This is a genomic window from Salinisphaera japonica YTM-1 (assembly GCF_003788585.1).
GTDB lineage: Bacteria > Pseudomonadota > Gammaproteobacteria > Nevskiales > Salinisphaeraceae > Salinisphaera > Salinisphaera japonica.
Window position 1 is genome coordinate 34,906 of record NZ_AYKG01000007.1, and the last position, 18,938, is coordinate 53,843.

Below are 18,938 nucleotides of genomic sequence, written 5' to 3' on the forward strand. Positions count from 1 at the left end.
GGCGCATGCAGCGCACTCGTTTCCCACGCGACGGAGGTCGCCATGGCCGTCACCAGTCTTTTCACCCGACTCAATCCGCTGGCTCCCAAGTCCGTGGATACCGATATGGACATCGCCATCGTGGGCGCCGGTTTCTCCGGGCTCGGCATGGCCATTCAGCTCAAGGAAGCCGGTATCGAGAACTTCACGATTCTCGAGCGCGCGGCCGAGGTCGGTGGTACCTGGCGGGACAATCACTATCCCGGTGCGGCCTGTGACGTGGCGTCGCATCTGTATTCATATTCCTTCGAGCAGAACCCGAACTGGTCACGCGCGTTCGGCCAGCAGCCGGAAATCTTCGACTACATCAAGCGCACAGCCGCCAAATACGATCTGTACAAGCACATCCGTTTCAACACCTCGATCGTCAAATCCTGGTTCAACGAGGATGAAGGCCGCTGGCACGCCCAGACCGCCGACGGCGAAGAGCTGACCGCCCAGGTCGTGGTTTCGGCCGTGGGTGCACTGTCTGACCCGGCCTATCCGAAGATTCCCGGCCTGGATGATTTCCAGGGCAAGCTCATGCATACCGCCCAGTGGGACGACGATTACGATCTCGGCGGCAAGCGCGTGGCCGTGATCGGCTCCGGGGCCTCGGCCATTCAGGTCGTGCCCGAGGTACAGAAAGCCGCGGCCCAGATGACCGTCTTTCAGCGCACGCCCTCATGGATCATGCCCAAGCCCGACCGGCCGATCCCGGAGAAAGAGCAGGAGGAATACGCCGAGCGCCCCTTCAAGCTGCACAAGCGCCGCTTTCGTATCTACTGGATGAGCGAGCTGTTCGCGCCGTTCATCATCTCCAACAAGAAATTCTTCAAGACCCAGGCCGAGAAGATGGCCAAGCAGCACATCCGCAAGCAGGTCAAGGATCGTGACTTCCAGAAAGCCGTCACGCCCGACTATGCGATCGGCTGCAAGCGCATTCTGATCTCCAACGACTGGTATCCGGCCATCCAGGCCGACAACGCCGAGCTGATCGCTGACGGCCCGGCCGAGATCAAGGCCAACAGCATCGTGCTGAAAGACGGGCGCGAGATCGAGATCGATGCCATCGTCTGTGCCACCGGCTTCAAAGTGCCCTCCAAAGCCGCACCGTTCCAGGTTCAGGGCCTGAACGGGCTGGACATGAACGACGCCTGGGACGACGGCGCCGAGGCCTACAAGGGCGTGGCGGTCTCCGGTTTTCCGAACCTGTTCTTCCTGATGGGCCCCAACACCGGCCCGAGCCATACCTCGGTACTGGCCTTCACCGAAATGCAGATGGAGTACATCGGCAAGGCGGTGGGCCACATGGCTCGTAACAACTTGAAATGGATCGACGTGAAGAAAAGCGTGCAGGATCGCTTCAATCGCGGTATCCAGAAGCGCATGGAAAACACCTCGTGGACGTCCGGCTGCAACAGCTGGTACCTGACCGACTCCGGCAAGAACACCACGCTGTATCCCGGTTTCAACTGGGAATATCGCGTACGGCTCTGGCTGTTCCGGCCCAGTGAGTATCACGAGCAGCCGGCCGACAAGAGCAAGAAGAACAAGGCGGCATAACGAGCCTGTGGCAGGCAGAAGTCCGGGCCATCGGCCCGGGCTTTTCTGTGTCGAGCGTGCCGGTTGTCAACGATCAATCATCGCTGGCCCGAAGCGCGCGCCAGGCGGGTTGGCGGCGCACGTCACCCAGCGCGGCCACACCGGCCGTCGCAATGCCGAAAACCGCCAGGCTGAGGGCAATAAGCCAGATGCCCGGGCGGGCGTGATAAGCCACGTGCAGGGCTTGGCTGGCGATCAGGCGGGCGGCGATCTGGCCGGCGAATGCGGCCGGCAGCGCGGCCAGGGCGCCCAGAATCAAGCACTCGGTCCAGGCGGCGCGGCGCAGGCGCGCCGAGGTGGCTCCCAGCGCCCGGAGCACGGCGGCCTCGCGCCGGCGTTCATCGCGGTGGATGCTCATGGCAGCGATCAGCACCACCAGCCCCGCGGCCAGGGTAAAGCCAAAGACCAGTTCCACGGCCAGGCTCACGCGCTCGACCAACGTGCCCAGCCGGGCCAGCAGCGCGCCGATATCGATCACGTTGAGGTTGGGAAACGCCTCGACCAGCCCGGCCATCACGTCGTCGCGCCCGGCCGGTAGATAGAAGCTCGTGATCCAGCTTTCGCCGTAGCGATCCAGCGTGCCCGGGCGAAACAGAATGAAGAAATTGGGCTGCAGGCTGGACCAGTCGATATGACGAATACTGATGACCTCGCCGGTGAGCGGCTGCCCGGCGATATCGAAGGTCAAGCGATCCCCCAGCCCGATATCCAGCCGCCGCGCCACGGAATCGGCAATCGACATGGCCGGCGGCGCATCGTCGGCGCGCGGGGCCATGCCGGGCCACCACGCGCCGGTGGTCAGCGTGTTGTCGGCCTTGAGCGACTCGGTCCACGATAGATTGAGCGCGCGCTCGGCCAGCCGCCCGGCACGTTCGATGGTCTGCGGGTGCTCGGCCAGCGGCGCGCCGTCGATCGCGGCAAGCCGTGCCCGCACGATGGGATAGAACACGGGCGAGGCGATATCGCGCGCGGCGACAAACGCACGAATCGGGCCGCGCTGATCGGCTTCAACGTTGATCACGAAACGGTTGGGCGCGTCATTGGCCACCTGGGTCTGCCAGCCGGCCAGCAGATCGCCGCGCACGATCACCAGCACGAAGATCACCGTCAGCCCAAGCCCCAATGCCACGCTCTGAATGACCGTGGGCCCACGCCGGCGCAGCAGGCCATCGATACCCAGCCGCGTGGCCGGCGAAAGCCGCGTATCCAGCGCGCCGCGCAGCCGGGCCAGGCCGGCCAGCAGCGCCGTGACGACGAGCGCGAACGACGCGGCGGCCACGCCCAGCCCGCCGAGCACCCACAGGCTCAGACGCCAGTCGCCCGTCGCCGCGATGGCCAGCAGCGCAAGCGCGGCGACCGCTGCCACATAGGCCGGCCAGCGGCGTGTGCGTATCGGTGCCACGCTGCCGGCCAGTACCTGCGCCGGCGGCGTGGCCAGCACGCCGGACAGGGCAGGCCAGGCAAAACCGGCCAGTAGCACAGCCACCACGCCGCCTGCCGGCCAGGCCGCGACGATATGCCCGCCCGGCAGGCCCACATCGAACAGGCGCGCCACGATCGCGCCCAGCCCCCGCTGCGCCAGCTCGCCGATCAGGCCGCCAAGTACCAGGCCGATGATGCCCATCAACATCAGCTGGCCGGCCAGGATGCGACGAATCACCCCGCGGGCGGCCCCCAGGGTCTTGTAGAGCGCGATGGTTTCGCGCTGGGCCACGCCGTGGCGAAGTGCCGAGAGCGTGATCGCCACGCCGGCCAATACCACGGCTGAAAGCGCGGCCAGGTTCAAAAACGTGGCGGCCTTGGCCATGGCCGAGGCCAGGCCACGGTTGGCCTCGGTCGGATCCATGATCGACTCGCCCGGGGCAAGCGTTTCCGATAACCGGGCACGCAGATCGTCGCGCGTATCGGCCGGTGCGTTGACGAGCAGGCCGTGATCCAGGCGTGCCGTGGGCCCGGCCAGCCCGGTGGCCGCCAGATCGGCCCGGTTCATGAGAATGCCCGGCGCGGTATCAAACAGCTGCCCGCCGCCGCCCGGCTGGGCATCCAGACGAGCGGCGACGCGCAGTGTTGACCGACCAACGGCTATCGTGTCGCCGATGGCGATATGCAGGCGTGCCAGCACGCCGGCATCCACCCAGAGCGTGCCGGCGGCCGGGCCATGGGCCCGTTCTTTCGTCTGGCCGCTGGCATCGGTGATGGCGATCCTGCCGGTCAGCGGGTAGCGCGTGGGTACGGCGGTGATACGGGCGCGTAGCAACCGATCGCCACGGGCGAGTGCGGTGGTCAGTTGTGTCGTGTGTGCACTGGCTGTTGCCGCCGCGGCCAGCAGGGCGCGTTGTTGTTTGTCCGGCGGGCCGTTCAATTCGAGCTTGAGATCGGCGCCCAGTGTCTGGCCGGCCTCGGCCACAACCGCGGCTTCCACGCGATCGGTCACACGGGTGACGGCCACCACGGCGGCCACGGCCACGATAAGCGCCACGACCAGAATACGGGTGGCGCCGGGCTGGCCCAGGGCCGTGCGTGTGGTCTGGCCGACCAGGCGCGCAACCAGCCGCCATTGCCCGCTCACGAGGCCGCCTCGAGCCGGCCGCCGGTCAGACGCAGGCAGCGATCACAGCGCGCGGCCAGGCTCTCATCATGGGTGACCAGGATGAGCGTCGTCGCGTGGGCTTCGTTCAGCGCGAACAGGCGCGCGATGATCTGTTCGCCCGTGGCGCTGTCGAGATTGCCCGTGGGCTCATCGGCGAACAACAGCGCGGGCTTCGTGGCAAAGGCGCGTGCCAGGGCGACGCGCTGTTGTTCCCCGCCCGAGAGTTGGCGCGGGGTATGCGCGCCGCGGTCGGCCAGGCCCACCTCGGCCAGCAGTTCGGTGGCCCGGGCACGCGCGGCCCCGCGCGGCGTGCCGGCCAGCTCCATGGGCAGGGCGATGTTATCGATCGCACTGGCCCCGGCCAGCAGCTGGAACGACTGAAAGACAAAACCCACGCGCCCGGCCCGCCAGGCCGCGCGTGCGTCCTCGTCCATGACGCCTAGATCCTGGCCAAGCAGCGACAGGTCGCCGTGGCTGGGCTGATCCAGGCCGGCCAGACAGGCCAACAGCGTGGACTTGCCCGAGCCGGAGGTGCCGATGATCGCCAGGCGCTCGCCGCCGGCCACCTCCAGGTTCAGATTCGACAGGATCGTGAGCGGCTGCTGGCCGCTGGTCACGGTCTTGGCTATGTTGGTAGCCGATACTGCCGACGTTGTCGATAGGCTCATCTATGTCTACCTGTCTGAAAAATCCGCTGCCCCTGCGACAGATCATGCGCCGTTGGCTGGTTGTCTGTCTGTTCGTGGCCGCTGCCGGCCTCGCGGGCCAGAGTGTGGCCGCCGAACGTACGATCCTGGTCTTTGGCGATAGCCTGAGCGCGGCCCACGGCATGCCCCAGGCCCAGGGCTGGGTGGCGCTCATGGAAAAACGCCTGGCCGCGCGCGACGCCGATATCCGTGTCGTCAACGCCAGTGTCTCGGGCGAAACCACGGGCGGCGGGCGTAAACGCTTCGACGCGGCCCTGGCCCGCAGCCAGGCCGATATCGTGATTCTGGAACTGGGCGGAAACGACGGTCTACAGGTGCTGGACGTCAAACAGATGCGCACCAACCTGGCCGCGATGATAAAACGCGCCCGCGATGCCGGCGCCAAGGTGCTGTTGCTGGGCATGCGCATACCGCCCAACTACGGCGCGGCGTACGCCAACCGCTTTCACGACGTCTTCGAGCACCTGGCCGAGCAATACGACACCGCCTACGACCCGTTCTTCCTTGAGCCCATCGCCTCTGACCGGTCCAACTTCCAGTCCGACGGGATTCATCCCACGGCGGCTGTCCAGCCGATGCTGGCCAAGCGCGTTCTGGCCGATCTGCAGCCTCTGCTTGAGCGCCAGGGTTCTTGAAGACGCTTATCCGCAGATTACGCAGATTTCACAGATTGAAAAGATAAGGCGGTTGTCCGCCGATGGACGCAGATCACGCCGATGTGGGCTTGGTGGCGCGACTAGATCATGGCCGGACGTGATGCCGGCGGCCGCCAACCGACGGCGAATCAATGAAGACACTTTGTTCTATTGTCTTCATCCAACGCCAAGTGTCAGCCGCGCCGCCGACCGCGACCCCAGACGTGGGCCCGTCCCATACGCCAAGCCCACATCGGCGCAATCTGCCTCCATCGGCGGATAAAAAAGAACAACCCCAACCGGAAAACTACTCGAACCCGGGCGGGCGGCTGATACCGATGCCGGCCGCTTTAAGCGCGCCGGCGAAGGCGATGGTGGTGTGATCGGCCCCGTAGGCGCCGACGATCTGGAGGGCGATGGGCAGGCCCTCGGGTGAGATACCGATCGGCGCGGTGGTGGCCGGCAGGCCGGCGAGTGTCGCCGGGGCGATCCAGCGGAACAGCTGGGTATAGGCCACATCCTGGCCGTCGATCGGGATCTTGCGATCGAACAGGCTGCCCTTGTGCTGGTGTTCGATCGCCGGCACGCCCACCACGGGCATGAGCAGGACATCGTAATCGGCGAAAAACGCTTGCCAGGTCTCGCGTAGGGCCTGGCGAGCCTCGTTGCGCTGGGCCCAGTCGCGATGGGTGTCGGTGGCGCGGGTCGCAAAGCCGCCCAGGGTGCCGCGTTCGGTGCGCTTCAAAAGCCCCATCAGGGCGGCGCCGCGCCGGGCCTTGGTATAGAGCTTGTCCGGCAGGCCGGCGCCGACCAGCGCGTTGAGCAGCCGGTCATACAGATCATAGCTGTCGGCAAAACCGCCGGGTAGCGCGGCCACGGCCGTCGCTGCCGCGCCGTGATCGGTCAGCGCGCTGCGCATGGCTTGAATGGCCGTACCCACGCTCTGGGCGATGGGGGCGAAATCGTCGCCGAAGTAAGACGCGATACGGAAATCCGCCAGCCGCGTGGCCGGGGAGGCCGGCAGGGCGACGTGCCAGGCACTGGCCTCGATGGCCGAAGGGCCGGCCAGCGCATCCAGCATCAGCGACAGGTCGCCCGGATGGCGTGATAGGGGCCCGGCCACGCACAGATCGGGCTCGGCCCGAGTGCCGGGCGGGCCGGGGATATGCCCGCGCATGGGGACCAGCCCGTAGCTTGGTTTGTGCCCATAGATGCCGCACCACGCCGAGGGCGTACGGATGGAGCCGGCCAGATCCGAGCCCAGCTCGATCGGCGTGATGCCCGCGGCCACGGCCGCCGCCGCACCGCCGGATGAGCCGCCCGAGGTGCGGCTCGTATCCCACGGGTTGTTCGTGGTGCCGTAGATATCGTTGTAGGTCTGTACGTCCTGAGCCAGACGCGGGGTGTTGGTCTTACCGAAGACGATGGCGCCAGCGGCTTTCAAACGGGCCACGGCGACCGCGTCGTGCGGGGCCACGTAGTTGGCAAGCCGCGGCTCGCCGACCACCGTTGCCAGGCCCTCGGCCTCGAAGGTGTCCTTGACCGTCATCGGTACGCCGGCCAGCGGGCCCAAAGGCTCGCCGGCGGCCACGGCGGCATCCACGGCGTCTGCGGCTTCGCGGGCGCGTTCGAAGTCTTGCACCACGACCGCATTGAGCGGGGCGTTCAGGGCGTCGTGGCGGGCGATGAAATGCTCGAGTGCGGCGCGCGCCGTGGTCTCGCCCTCCCGGATGGCACGGGCGAGATCGCCGGCAGAGCGGTCATGGATCGTGCTGGCCTGGGTCTCGGTGCTCGTCTGGTTGTTCATGCGCCCTCGCGGGTCGGTTTCTTGTCGGTGGCGGGCCGGGCTTCGGCCGCGGGGGCGTCGATGCCCAACGTATCGGCCAGGGCGCGTCGAAACCGTGCCGGGGCTTCGATGAACGGCAAATGGCCCACGCCGTCGAACAGGATGCGCTGACCGCGGGGCATGGCGGCAACGGCGGCCTTGGACAGTGCGGGGTAATCGCCAAGACGCGCGGCCACGTCTTCGGCGACCAGATCCTTGCCAAGGGCCGTGCGATCCAGCGCGCCCACCATCAGCGTTGTGGGCATGGCCAGATCATCGAACTCGTAGACCACCGGTTCGTTGTAGATCATGTCGTACGTGGCTGCGCCCACCCAGGCCAGGCGTTTCTTGTCCGGGCTGGCGTACATGCCGGCCAGCGTGCGCGCCGGGCCTTCATAGGCCGGTTTCCAGGTGCCGTGGTAGTAGCTTTTTTCCTGATAGGCCTGGATCGCGGCATAGTCTTTTTTCATGTCGCGGGCATACCATGCCGCCATGCCGCGATACGGCACACCCTTGGCTTTCCAGTCCTCAAGCCCGATGGGATCGACCAGCACCAACTGGCTGACCTCACCCGGGACCATCAGGCTGTAGCGCACGGCCAGCATGCCGCCCATCGAATGGCCGAGCACGGTGGCCTCATCGATATCCAGATCGGCCAGCAGCGCGTGCGTGTTGGCGGCCAGATGCGCGAACGTATAGCTATAGGCCCGCGGTTTGTCGGATTTACCGAAGCCGATCTGGTCGGGCACGACCACGCGCCAGCCGTGCTGGGCCAGCCAGGCGGCCGTATCGCCCCAGTAGGCGCCGCCGAAGTTCTTGCCGTGCAGCAGCACGATGACCGGCGCCGAGGCGTCGCCGTCTGCGGGCGGGATATCCATATAGGCCATATCGACTGGGCCGCCGGGCTCATCGAGTGCGAGATGAGAGACCGGATAGGGATAATCATAATCGGCCAGGTCGATGCCCAGCGGGGCAACCGCCGGCTCGGCCGCGGTCGCGCTCGTGCAAAGTGCGCCCGCTGTGAGCAACACCGCGACCAGGCGGCGGATATATCGGCGATCGATCATGCAAGCACCATTGTCGTGAGTCCGATTTTTCGAGCATAGCGCGCATGACTTGAAAAGCCGATGCCCTTGCCAGATATATTGCACACGATATTTTATTGCCGGGAGCACCCGCATGGCCAAGCCCGATCTGTTTCAGCCTTGGGCGATTCGCGACGTCACGTTTCGTAATCGCATCTTTGTCTCGCCGATGTGTCAGTACTCGGCCGAGGACGGCTATCCCAACGATTGGCACTTCGTGCACCTGGGCTCGCGGGCCGTGGGCGGCGCCGGCATGGTCATGCTCGAAGCCACGGCAGTGACACGGGCAGGGCGCATCACGCCGGGCGATCTGGGCATCTGGTCGGATGATCATGTTGCCGAGTTCAAGCGCAACGCGGATTTCATTCGCGCGCAAGGCGCCACGCCCGGCATCCAGTTGGCCCATGCCGGGCGAAAAGCCTCGTGCGTGGCACCCTGGCAAGGCGGCCGGGCGTTGACCGACGACGAAGGCGCCTGGGAAACCATGGCGCCAAGTGCGGTCGCGTTTTCCGATAACGCCCCGGTGCCGCACGCACTTACCACGGATGAGATCGCTGATCTTGTGCAGGCCTTTGTCGACGCGGCCAAGCGCGCGGATGCCGCCGGCATGGATGTCATCGAACTCCACGGCGCCCATGGCTATCTGCTGCACGAGTTCCAGTCACCGCTGGTCAACAAGCGCACGGATGATTACGGCGGCAGCCTGGAAAATCGCTGCCGGTTCTCGCTGGAGGTGGTGCGCGCGGTCAAGGCCGTCTGGCCGGCCAACAAGCCGCTGTTCTTCCGTATCTCGGCCTCGGATTTCGAAGACGGCGGCTGGACCATGGACGACACCGTGGCCTTCGCCCACTGGCTGAAAGAGGCCGGCGTGGACGTGCTGGACTGCTCGGGCGGTGGCAATACGCCGAGCCCGAACATCCCCGTCGGCCCTGGCTACCAGACCGAGTTCGCAGCCCGCGTGAAGCGCGAAGTGGGCCTGGCTACAGGGGCGGTCGGCATGATCGAAGACCCGGTGCAGGCCGAACACGTCATCCATTCCGGCCAGGCCGACTGCGTGCTGCTGGCCCGCGAGATGCTGCGCGACCCGTACTTCCCGCTGACCGCCGCGCGCCGGCTGCACGGTGATGCCTTCGAGCTGGCCGATATTCCCAAGCAGTACGAGCGGGCGTTCAAGTAGGCGTTTACCGGGCTGCGAACCAGCCCGGGTTTCGTGCTAAAAATACCGGTCATTGTTGCGACGAGGGCCGATCGCGCTACATGAGCCGAGCGCAAGAAATCGATATTCAGGTACGAATTCTGATCACGCTGTTCACGGTAACGACCGCCGGCTTGTTCGGCAGCGTTGCAACCGGCTATGTCGCGCTGGTCAATAGCAAATTGTCACTGCTTTGGGGATGCGTGAGCGGGGCGGTGTTATGCAGTTTGATGGGAACCGCGCTCGCGCTCATACTCGTCAATAGAGCCAAAACAGCGCGTGAGGTGTGACAACGATGATCGAATATATCGCGTTCGGCGGGATGGTTGTCCTGACCGTGAGTACTGTTATAGGTATTGCGCTTTATGTGGCGCGTTAGACCGAACACCGCATCGACCGGCGTATCATGAAAGCCCGCATCGATGCGATGCGGGCTTTTTACGGTTGAAGAATAACGGCAGGACGCGAGAACATCGGCATAATGATCGGCTTTGCTGATCGCCGCTTGAAGCGGTACGAGATCGGGTAATGCGTCGTGACGCATGCCTGGAACGCGTCCAATTTTCTGCGCCCGGTATTTGTCTAGCCGTGGAGCGTGGGCAAACGCCAATTTTGAATCTGCGTCATCGGCGGATAACTCTTCAAAGAACGTAGGAGCTATTGCCGTTTCGTATGATTCCGCGCCAAGCGCTCCATAAAATCGACTATGGGCGGCAAGACGAGGCGTAGCACGCGCCTCGCAGTCGTTCTGCGCTAGCGTGCTAAAACGCTGTATTGCCGACGTGTCGTAAATTCTAGGGCGCTTGTCCCGAAGGGTTGGGCCCAAAATCTGGCCATGCCGCTGGCTCACCTTGATCGTGGCACGCCACGACGCTACGGCTCGCGCCTTGCCTGGCCGGATTTTGGACGCCAACGCGGCGCCCGTACGAAACGGCAATAGCCCCTAGCCTCTTAGCCCAAGGTTTCCGAAGAAACGAGCTTGCCGCCTTGATCCACCCAGCGGGTCTCAGCCGTCGCACCCTCGGCGTCGATCGTCAAGGCGACATGATGCCGGCGTGCGCCCTCGGCTTCGATACGCGGCACGCGGGCGGCATTGATGTGCAGGGTGTCGTGGCTGTCGCGCCGGTGGGTACGGCGCCAGGTTTGGCCGTCCTTGCTGCGATGATGCATGTGCCCGGCGACGGTGGCGTGAATGCGATGGCCTGTCTGGCGGGCATAGTCCAGGGCATCGGCCAGATCACGATCGCCGAAATCGCCGCGCTTGGGGTCGAAGTCACAGCCGAAGGGGGCGTCGGGTGCCTCGCCCAGCCCGGCTGGGCCGTTGTGGGCGAGTACGACGAGATCACGCGGGGCGTTATCGATCAGTCGGCACAACGCGTCGCGGCTGCCGGCCAGATCGGTCACGCCGTATACGCGCCGCAGATAATCGGCGAAATAGAGCCGGTCACCGCCCATCGCGTGCGGCCGGGCCATGATCAGGCCAAGTTCGGGTTCAAGTTCGTGCCGGCTATAGCCGCCGAGCGTGATCGGCCCCAGAGCGGCGTCCAGCTCGGCCACGCGCTCGGGCATGCCCAGGGCGGTGAGCCGTGTCAGGCGGGCATGGCCTGACATTTCAGCATAGAGCTGGACCAGCCCGGTGGCATCGTGGTTGCCGGCAATCATGTAGGCCGGCGGGGTGAGTGCGGCCAGTTGGCGCGCCACGGGGAGGGCGCCCACGAAGCGCGGCAGGTCGCCGGTCAGCAGCAGGGCGTCGTAGCCTGCGCGGTTGAAAAAACGCGTGTCGTGCTCGTCCCACGCGCCGTGGATATCGCCGATGATGCCGATCTTCATTGCGCTCTTATACGAAGCGTGGCGGCGTTCGTCAAAACGCGCGACGTTATGCCGCATGGTCGCTCGCCGTACGTCCCTCTAGTCTCGAATACGGACAATACAGACGGGGGATCGTCATGGTAATCAAGGGATACGCACGACTCGTGGCAGGGGCCGTGATCACGGGATGCTGGGTAACGACACAGGCCGCGCCGGTGGCTCCGGCCCCGGCCACGCCGGCCACGACAGCGTCTGAGCCGATCGATCTGGCGCCCGTGGCCGTGCGCGCGCGGGCCAGCGAGGCCGAGATCGTCTCGCCGTTGGTCTTTCCCGATCTGGTCGATACGGCCGAGGTGATGGATAACGTGCCCGGCGGGGCGGCGCTGGATAACGGCGGGTTGGCCGGGCAGGTGCAGTTTCGCGGGCTGACGGGCTATCGCAATCAGGTGACCATCGACGGTATGGGAATCGCCTCGGGCGGGCCGAACTGGATGGATCCGCCGCTGCACTATGCCCCGGCTACCCTGGTGGACAACGTATCGGTCACGCGCGGTATTCCTTCTGTGACGGACAGCGTGGATGCCATCGGCACGACGGTGAATGCCACCACGCGTCGGAGTGAATACGCGCTGGACAGCGACTACGCCGTGCATGGCGGGGCCCAGTCACGTATCGAGAGCGTGAACAACGGCTACGGCCTGGCCGGGCAGGCCAGCGTTGCCAACGAGAACAATCGGCTGGGGGTGACGGCGGCCACCGATCAGGCGTCCAATCTGCGCACTCCCTACGGCGTGTTGAATGCGACCTCTTATGATCGCAAGCAATACGGCATCGACGCCGGCCATCGCGGGCGTTTCGGTGAAACCTCGGCGTTTGTACGCGCCCAGCGCACGGGCGATTCCGGCAACGCCGATCTGCCGCTCGATACCGATTTCTTTCATACCTGGATGGGCCAGCTCGAGCACGAAATCGAGATCGCCGACTGGCAGCTCTCGGGCCAGGTATCGGGCAGTCACGTCGAGCACCGTATGGCCAACGATCTGCTGCGCCCCGCGCCGGATTTTTCGCCCTTGAACGGGGCCACGGCCGACCCGCGCTTTATCCGCGCCCGCAGCCAGCAATACGCCACCGAGCTACGCGCAGCCCATGATCTGGCCGGCGGGCGGGCTACGTTGGGTTTTGACGGACAGTTTGCCCAGCACGATGCCTTCGTGGGCAACCCGGACAACGCAGCCTTTCGGGTCAATAACTTCGACGCGATCCGGCGCAATACCTATAGCGGCTTTGCCCAGTGGGCCGGCGCGCTGGATCGCCTGACCAATAATGTCCTAAGCGATGCTTGGCGCGGCGAGCTGGGCCTGCGCTATACCCATATCGACATGTCGGCCGGGCCGGGCGGCGTGGCCCCCGGCCTGCCTGCACCGGCCCAGCGTCTGGCGGCCGGGTTTGCTGCCACCGATCGTGATCAGGGTGATGACAACATCGATATCGTCGGCAAGCTTTCCCGGGCCTTTGGCGAGCGCTGGCAGGCCAGCCTGGGCCTGGCGCGCAAGACCCGCTCGCCGTATTACATCGAGCGTTACGCCTTCATCCCGCTGGAGGCCTCGGCCGGAGCAGCCGATGGCAACAACGTGATCGGCGATACGGGCCTGGATCCGGAGGTCGCTTATATGGCCGATCTGGGCCTGTCGTTTACCGGTACGCGCTTGAGTGTGTCGCCGCAGGTCTATTATCACCGTATCAACGACTATATCGATGCCGTGGACTTTGACGACACGCCGGGCGTGGTGGATTCCGACGTCGAGCGGGTCTCGCGCGTCAACGGCGATGCCACCCCGCTGCAATATGCCAACGTCCAGGCCGAGATCTACGGCGCGGATATCGCGGCCGCCTATGCGCTGACCGAGCACTGGCAGCTCGACGGTGGTGCCGGCTATACCCGCGGCAAGCGCGTGGACGTCAACGACAATCTTTATCGTATCGCCCCCGGCCACGTACGCGCCCAGCTGACCTGGGCCAACACCGACTGGCAGCTGCGCCTGGCCGAGCGGTATGTCTTTGCCCAGAACGACACGGCCGATTATCGAACCGATGCCAGCGTGGCCGATCCGGCCACCGGCGGCTATGCCTTGACGGATGTCGGCGCGCGTTATCAGGCCAGCGAGGCCGTCTGGGTCGAGGTGGGCGTCGATAATCTGCTGAACCGCGGCTATCGCGATTTTCTGGCCGGTTTCAACCGGGCGGGCAACAGCGCCGTGCCGGTGGGCGCCCGTCTGCCCGGCGCCGGTCGCAATGCCTATGCCACACTGAACTGGTCGTTCTAGAAACATGGGCCGATGACGCCGCGCTCGTTTTTCCAGCTGGTATCGCTGCAGCCGGCCTCTATCCTGCGGCTGCTGGCCGCACTGCGCTATGTTGCCGCGGCCCTGCTGGCCACGGCCCTCGCCCTGATGCTGGCCTTCGGGCTGCATACCGGGCTGGCGGTCTGGGGGCTGCCCCTGCTGCTGCTGGTCTTCAACCAGCGCATCGCCCGGCCCGGCCCGGGGGATATCGATGTTCGGGCCAACCGGGCCCTGGTCGGGCATCTGGTTTTCGACACGGGCGTTCTGTTCGCTTTCTTCTGGGCGATCGGCGGGGCCACCAACCCGTTCGTGTCGTTGTTCCTGTTGCCGGTGGCCTTTGCCGGGGCAGCGCTGGATATTCGCGGCGCGCTGGCAGTGACCGGTGTCTGTGTGGCCGGCTATACGGCGTTGCTGTGGCGCTATCTGTTGCATCTGGGCCATCCCATGACGGTCATCGGCTTCGAACGCCACGTGATCGGCATGTGGGCCACGTTCGTGCTGGCCGCGGGTCTGTTGTTGGTATTTCTGCTGGCGCTGGCCGAACGGGTACGGGCCGGCGAGCGCGAGCTGGCCGCCCAGCGCGAGCGCCTCATGCGCGACGATGCCGTGGTCGGCGTGGCCACGGTGGCCGCCGGGGCCGCGCACGCGCTCAACACGCCGCTGTCCACGATTCTGATCGCCGCGGAATCGCTCCGGGACGAGCCGAATCTGGCCCAAGACGTGCAAGAGGATATCGCGACCATTCATAACCAGGCCGAGCTGGCCGCGCGTGAGCTACGCGCGCTGGTGGCCGCGCGTGATCCGCGGGTACAGGCTACCGTGGCCGCGGAGGTGTTCTTTGACGGCGTGGTCAGCCGCTGGCGTGCCCGGCGGCCCGAGATCGAGCTGGACATGACGGGCTGGCAGCCGTTGGCCGCCACCGCCATACGCAATGACCCCGCGCTGGGCCAGGCCCTGCATAACCTGCTGGATAACGCCGCCGATGCGGCCCTGGCCGCCGGCCTGCCGCGCCTGGCATTGACGCGCCACGAGCAGGCCACGAGCTATGTCATGGCCATCGATGACCCGGGCGCGCCGGATATCGCCCGCCTGGAAGGCCCCGAGACCGGCTCGACCAAGCCGGGCGGGCTGGGCCTGGGGCTCACGCTGGCTCGGGCCAGCCTCGCGCGGATCGGCGCGAAGCTGTCGTTCGAGGCCGCCGACAGCGGCGGCACCCGTACCCGTATCGTGTTCGAAAAGACCGGTCTGGCGCCGATGGACAACGCTTGATATGCAGATTCTGCTCGTTGACGACGACCCTGTATTCAGCCGCACGCTCTCCCGCGCCATGAACCGTCTTGGGCATGAGGTCGAGGCTGTCACGACCCCGGAAGCGGCACTCGAACAGGTGGGCGCCGCCCCGGCGCGTTTTGACGTCGCCGTGGTGGATCTACGCCTGGGTGAGCGCAGCGGGCTGGCCCTGATCGGTCCGTTGCATGCGGCCGCACCTGCCGTGCGGATCCTCATGCTGACCGGCTATGCCAGCATCGCCACCGCGATCGAGGCGATCAAGCAGGGCGCGTTCAATTATCTACCCAAACCGGCCACCGCCCGCCAGATCCTGGCGGCCCTGGACGACACGGCCCCGGAGGCCGCCGCCGAAACCGCCACGCTGAACCCCACCTCGCTGCGCCGGCTGGAATGGGAGCATATCCAGCAGGTGCTGGCTGACCACGACGGCAATATCTCGGCCACCGCCCGGGCGCTGGGCATGCATCGGCGGACTTTGCAGCGCAAACTGGCCAAGCGCCCCACGCGAGAGCGCTGAGCCCGATAGCCCAATCGTTTCTGCACTGGTTGGGCTATACACCGAGATATGGGAAAAGCCGACAAACAGGATAGTCTCGAAGACACTTACGCAAACCAAAGAGTTTTTATGCGCAACAACATCGTTCGTCAGGCTACTTTCGCTGCCAGCCTTGTTTTGGCCCTGGGTCTGGTCGGTTGCGGCCAGAGCAACACCGAAGACAACATGGCCAGCGAAGACGCGGCCACGCCCAACGCCGAGCGCCACGACGATGCCGCGCAGGCCGACGAATCGAGCATGGATCACAGCGACAGCTCGGACATCGCCAACAAGATGGACGAAGCCGCGATCCGCAAGCACATCGTCGACCACACCGTGACCGGTAGCATGAGCACCGGCGGCAACTACGGCGAGTACTACGATCCGAACGGCAAGATTCTGGCCGCCGATTACAGCGCCAAGTGGACCATTGAAGACGACAAGCTGTGCTTCGACTACGGCGACGGCGTGGACTGCTATGTCGCGGCCATGGACGGCCTGGACGTGGTCTGGTACCTGGATGGCGAGAAAGTCGGCACGGGCAGTCTGCAGGAAGGCAACCCGAACGACTTCACCGGCGACGCAGACAGCGAGAACGACAGCGACAGCTGATCACAGGCGGAATTCGCGACATGCACGCCAGAGGGTAACGACATGCTGGGCATCATCATCTTCGCCGTGGCCGCCGTGCCCTTCATCGGCCTGATGATCTTTCTCGGCGTGAAGGTTCTGGGCAGCGATCGCGACGAGCGCTGACTCATGCAGTGCTAATCTAGCGTTCCAGGCGCAAGAGTCGGGGTCTCGATCGAGGCCCCGCTTTTGTATCGAGGATCACGCAAGAGAGCAGGCATGAGCGACGAACGCCAGCGTCAGGCCGATACCGACCCTTCTAACGCACCGCGCCCGGCCGACGGCGGCGGGCCAAGACGCCTGGTCAAACGTGGGGCACGCGAGTATCTGCTGCTGGGCACCGCCCATGTCTCTCGCGCCAGTGCCGATGAAGTGCGCGCCGAGATCGAGACCGGCGACTACGACGAGATCGCCATCGAGCTCTGTGATGCCCGCCACGCCACACTGACCCGCCAGGCCGAAGTTGCCGAGATGGATCTGTTCGCGGTCATCCGTAAAGGCCAGGCCGGAATGGTGGCGGCCAGCCTGGCACTGGGCGCGTATCAGCAACGCCTGGCCGATCAGTTCGGTATCGAGCCGGGGGCGGAAATGCGCGCGGCCATCAATGCCGCCGAGGCCGGCAACACGCCGCTGTCGCTGGTTGATCGTAATATCGGCATCACGCTCAAGCGGGTCTATCGCAATATCCCCTGGTGGCAGCGGGCCACGGTGCTCACCGGTCTGGCCACCAGTCTCGTGTCCTCGGACAAGATCAGCGAGGACGATATCGAGAAGTTGAAGGAGGGCGACATGCTCGAATCCACCTTCAACGAGTTCGCCGCCGAGTCCAGCGCCATGCACGCCGCGCTCATCGATGAGCGCGATCAGTACATGGCCGCCAAGCTGTTGGCCGGCCGGGCGGATGCCGGGCGCACCCTGGTGGTGATTGGGGCCGGGCATCTCAAGGGGCTGGCCGGCTATCTGGAGGCCGGCATGGATGATCCGGCCGCCCGCGTGTCCACGCTCGATACCGTGCCGCCCGGTGCGCGCTGGGTACGCTGGATCCCGTGGATCGTGGTCGCCCTGGTCTTTGCCGGTTTTGCGCTGGGTTTTTCCAAGAGCGCAGGGCTGGGCCAGCAGCTCGTCATCGAGTGGGTCGTCATCAACGGCGCGCTGTCGGCGTTGGGCACGGCGGTCGCACTGGGCCATCCGTTGTCGATCGTGACGGCCTTCATCGCGGCCCCCATCACCTCGCTCAACCCCACCATCGGGGCCGGCATGGTGGTGGCCGCGGCCGAGGTCTGGCTGCGCAAGCCACGCGTGGGTGATTTTTCGACGCTCAAGGCCGATGTCACCTCGCTCAGGGGCTGGTGGCGAAACCGTGTATCGCGCACACTATTGGTGTTTCTGGGGGCCACGCTCGGCTCGGCGGCGGGTACGTATATCGCGGGTTTCCGGATCGTGGGGCAATTGTTCGGCTGATCAATTGACGAGGACCGATGCAGCGCGGGGGACTACAACGGCTGGGGCTTACACTGGGGCTATGGGCCGGGGTGGCCACAGCACAGCCGGGGATCGAGGGCACGCTAGGCCAGTCCTCGACAATCATTGAAGCACTCGGCCAGCGCGGGATCACGCTGGATATTTCGATCATCGGTGATCATTCGACCGTACTCGAAGGCGGCCGCAATCCGCGATCCAGCGCGGACCGGGTGCTGGCCCAGGCCGGCCTCATCATCGATACGGACAAGGCGGTGGGCCTGCCGGGCGGCACGCTGACAATCAACTATCTGGGGTTTCACGGCGACGACGGTTCGATCGATACCGGCGATACCCAGGTCTACTCGAATATCGATGGCCCATCCTTCGATGCGCTGTACTCGCTCTGGTACCAACAGGATCTGATCGACGATCAGCTGGCCATCAAGTTCGGCAAGATGGACGCGAACTCGGATTTCGCCTACGTGCTCAACGGCACGGCCTTCATCAATTCCTCACCCGGGTTTTCTCCGACGATTATGGGCTTTCCGTCGTATCCGGACCCGTCGACGGCGATCAATATCTTCTGGCGCGACAAGCACGGGCCGTATATCGGGGCCGGCGTTTATGACGGGGCGACGCAAAACCGCCTGAATACCGGCACGCGCGGGCCGTCCAGCTTCTTCGGCGCGCCGAACGCCACCTTCTATATCGCCGAAGTGGGCACGAGCTACATGATCGGCCAGGAGCGAGGGCGTATCGGTGTGGGCTACTGGCATCACTCGGGACGTTTCACGGATATCACGACCGGCGCCAATCGACGTGCCGACGGCTCGTACCTGGTCTGGGATCAGGGCATCTATTCCAGCCCCAACGATATGACCGCGGTGGATGTCTTTGCCCAGTACGCCAAGACAGACGATGCGATCAGCGCCATCGATACCCATATCGCCGGAGGGGCCGAGTTCACCGGGCTGCTGAACGGCCGGCCCAAGGACATCAGCGGGCTGATGGCCAGCTATGTCGGCTTTTCCGATGCGCCGGGAGCGGGTTTCGTGGCTGATTACGAACTGGCCGTGGAGGCGTTCTACGGAATCCGGCCGGTGCCCTGGTTCGAGCTCAAGCCGGATATGCAGTACATCATCAACCCCGGCGGGCGTGGCATCGACGATGCGCTGGTGGGCACGCTGCGGGCACGGCTGGCTTTTTGATTC

The 18,938-nt window shown here is 65.3% G+C and carries 15 protein-coding genes; 9 read left to right on the forward strand and 6 right to left on the reverse strand.

The features are described from left to right. Positions 1 to 42 precede the first annotated feature (42 nt). Complete coding sequence (locus SAJA_RS03380) at positions 43 to 1,584, forward strand: flavin-containing monooxygenase (RefSeq protein ID WP_123657250.1); 1,542 nt, start codon at positions 43 to 45, stop codon at positions 1,582 to 1,584. A 73-nt stretch (positions 1,585 to 1,657) separates the two neighbouring features. Here SAJA_RS03380 and SAJA_RS03385 read toward each other — a convergent pair whose 3' ends face one another. Both SAJA_RS03385 and SAJA_RS03390 read right to left on the reverse strand, forming a co-directional pair. Further along, on the reverse strand, positions 1,658 to 4,192 hold the full coding sequence (locus SAJA_RS03385; protein ID WP_123657251.1) for an ABC transporter permease: 2,535 nt from the start codon (positions 4,190 to 4,192) through the stop codon (positions 1,658 to 1,660). Continuing rightward, a complete protein-coding gene (locus SAJA_RS03390; protein WP_123657252.1) occupies positions 4,189 to 4,881 on the reverse strand; it encodes an ABC transporter ATP-binding protein in 693 nt (230 codons plus the stop codon). Before SAJA_RS03390 ends, SAJA_RS03385 begins: the two co-directional genes overlap by 4 nt. 2 nt (positions 4,882 to 4,883) lie before the next feature. On the opposite strand from SAJA_RS03390, the gene SAJA_RS03395 reads away from it, so the two are divergent. Further along, complete coding sequence (locus tag SAJA_RS03395) at positions 4,884 to 5,555, forward strand: arylesterase (protein ID WP_245963215.1); 672 nt, start codon at positions 4,884 to 4,886, stop codon at positions 5,553 to 5,555. A gap of 307 nt (positions 5,556 to 5,862) precedes the next feature. On the opposite strand, the gene SAJA_RS03400 is transcribed toward SAJA_RS03395, so the two are convergent. Together SAJA_RS03400 and SAJA_RS03405 are read right to left on the reverse strand one after the other, a co-directional pair. After that, positions 5,863 to 7,362 (reverse strand): amidase, encoded by a 1,500-nt coding sequence (locus tag SAJA_RS03400; RefSeq protein ID WP_123657253.1) that lies wholly within the window; start codon positions 7,360 to 7,362, stop codon positions 5,863 to 5,865. After that, complete coding sequence (locus SAJA_RS03405; RefSeq protein WP_123657254.1) at positions 7,359 to 8,447, reverse strand: alpha/beta fold hydrolase; 1,089 nt, start codon at positions 8,445 to 8,447, stop codon at positions 7,359 to 7,361. The genes SAJA_RS03400 and SAJA_RS03405 overlap by 4 nt, the downstream gene beginning before the upstream one ends. 112 nt (positions 8,448 to 8,559) lie before the next feature. On the opposite strand from SAJA_RS03405, the gene SAJA_RS03410 reads away from it, so the two are divergent. Continuing rightward, complete coding sequence (locus tag SAJA_RS03410) at positions 8,560 to 9,642, forward strand: NADH:flavin oxidoreductase/NADH oxidase (RefSeq protein ID WP_123657255.1); 1,083 nt, start codon at positions 8,560 to 8,562, stop codon at positions 9,640 to 9,642. A gap of 175 nt (positions 9,643 to 9,817) precedes the next feature. Here the strand turns inward: SAJA_RS03410 and SAJA_RS15210 are convergent, their stop codons facing one another. Both SAJA_RS15210 and SAJA_RS03420 read right to left on the reverse strand, forming a co-directional pair. Then, positions 9,818 to 10,510, reverse strand: a complete 693-nt coding sequence (locus tag SAJA_RS15210; protein WP_221180107.1) for a hypothetical protein — start codon at positions 10,508 to 10,510, stop codon at positions 9,818 to 9,820. A 101-nt stretch (positions 10,511 to 10,611) separates the two neighbouring features. Next, the gene (locus SAJA_RS03420; RefSeq protein WP_184999724.1) at positions 10,612 to 11,490 is read right to left on the reverse strand and encodes a metallophosphoesterase; all 879 of its coding nucleotides are present in this window, start codon (positions 11,488 to 11,490) and stop codon (positions 10,612 to 10,614) included. 116 nt (positions 11,491 to 11,606) lie between these two features. On the opposite strand from SAJA_RS03420, the gene SAJA_RS03425 reads away from it, so the two are divergent. The 6 genes from SAJA_RS03425 (at position 11,607) to SAJA_RS03450 (ending at position 18,935) form a co-directional block, all read left to right on the forward strand. Next, the gene (locus SAJA_RS03425; RefSeq protein WP_123657258.1) at positions 11,607 to 13,793 is read left to right on the forward strand and encodes a TonB-dependent receptor; all 2,187 of its coding nucleotides are present in this window, start codon (positions 11,607 to 11,609) and stop codon (positions 13,791 to 13,793) included. A 12-nt stretch (positions 13,794 to 13,805) separates the two neighbouring features. Then, positions 13,806 to 15,080: an ATP-binding protein gene (locus tag SAJA_RS03430; RefSeq protein WP_123657259.1), complete on the forward strand. Its 1,275-nt coding sequence runs from the start codon at positions 13,806 to 13,808 to the stop codon at positions 15,078 to 15,080. Between the two features lies 1 nt (position 15,081). After that, entirely contained in the window at positions 15,082 to 15,618 is a 537-nt protein-coding gene (locus tag SAJA_RS03435; protein WP_123657260.1) for a response regulator transcription factor, read from the forward strand. 108 nt (positions 15,619 to 15,726) lie between these two features. Further along, on the forward strand, positions 15,727 to 16,248 hold the full coding sequence (locus SAJA_RS03440) for a hypothetical protein (RefSeq protein ID WP_123657261.1): 522 nt from the start codon (positions 15,727 to 15,729) through the stop codon (positions 16,246 to 16,248). Between the two features lie 237 nt (positions 16,249 to 16,485). Then, positions 16,486 to 17,727, forward strand: coding sequence for a TraB/GumN family protein (locus tag SAJA_RS03445; protein WP_123657262.1), 1,242 nt, complete (start codon positions 16,486 to 16,488; stop codon positions 17,725 to 17,727). A 17-nt stretch (positions 17,728 to 17,744) separates the two neighbouring features. After that, entirely contained in the window at positions 17,745 to 18,935 is a 1,191-nt protein-coding gene (locus SAJA_RS03450) for a carbohydrate porin (RefSeq protein WP_123657263.1), read from the forward strand. The last annotated feature ends 3 nt before the right edge of the window (positions 18,936 to 18,938 follow it).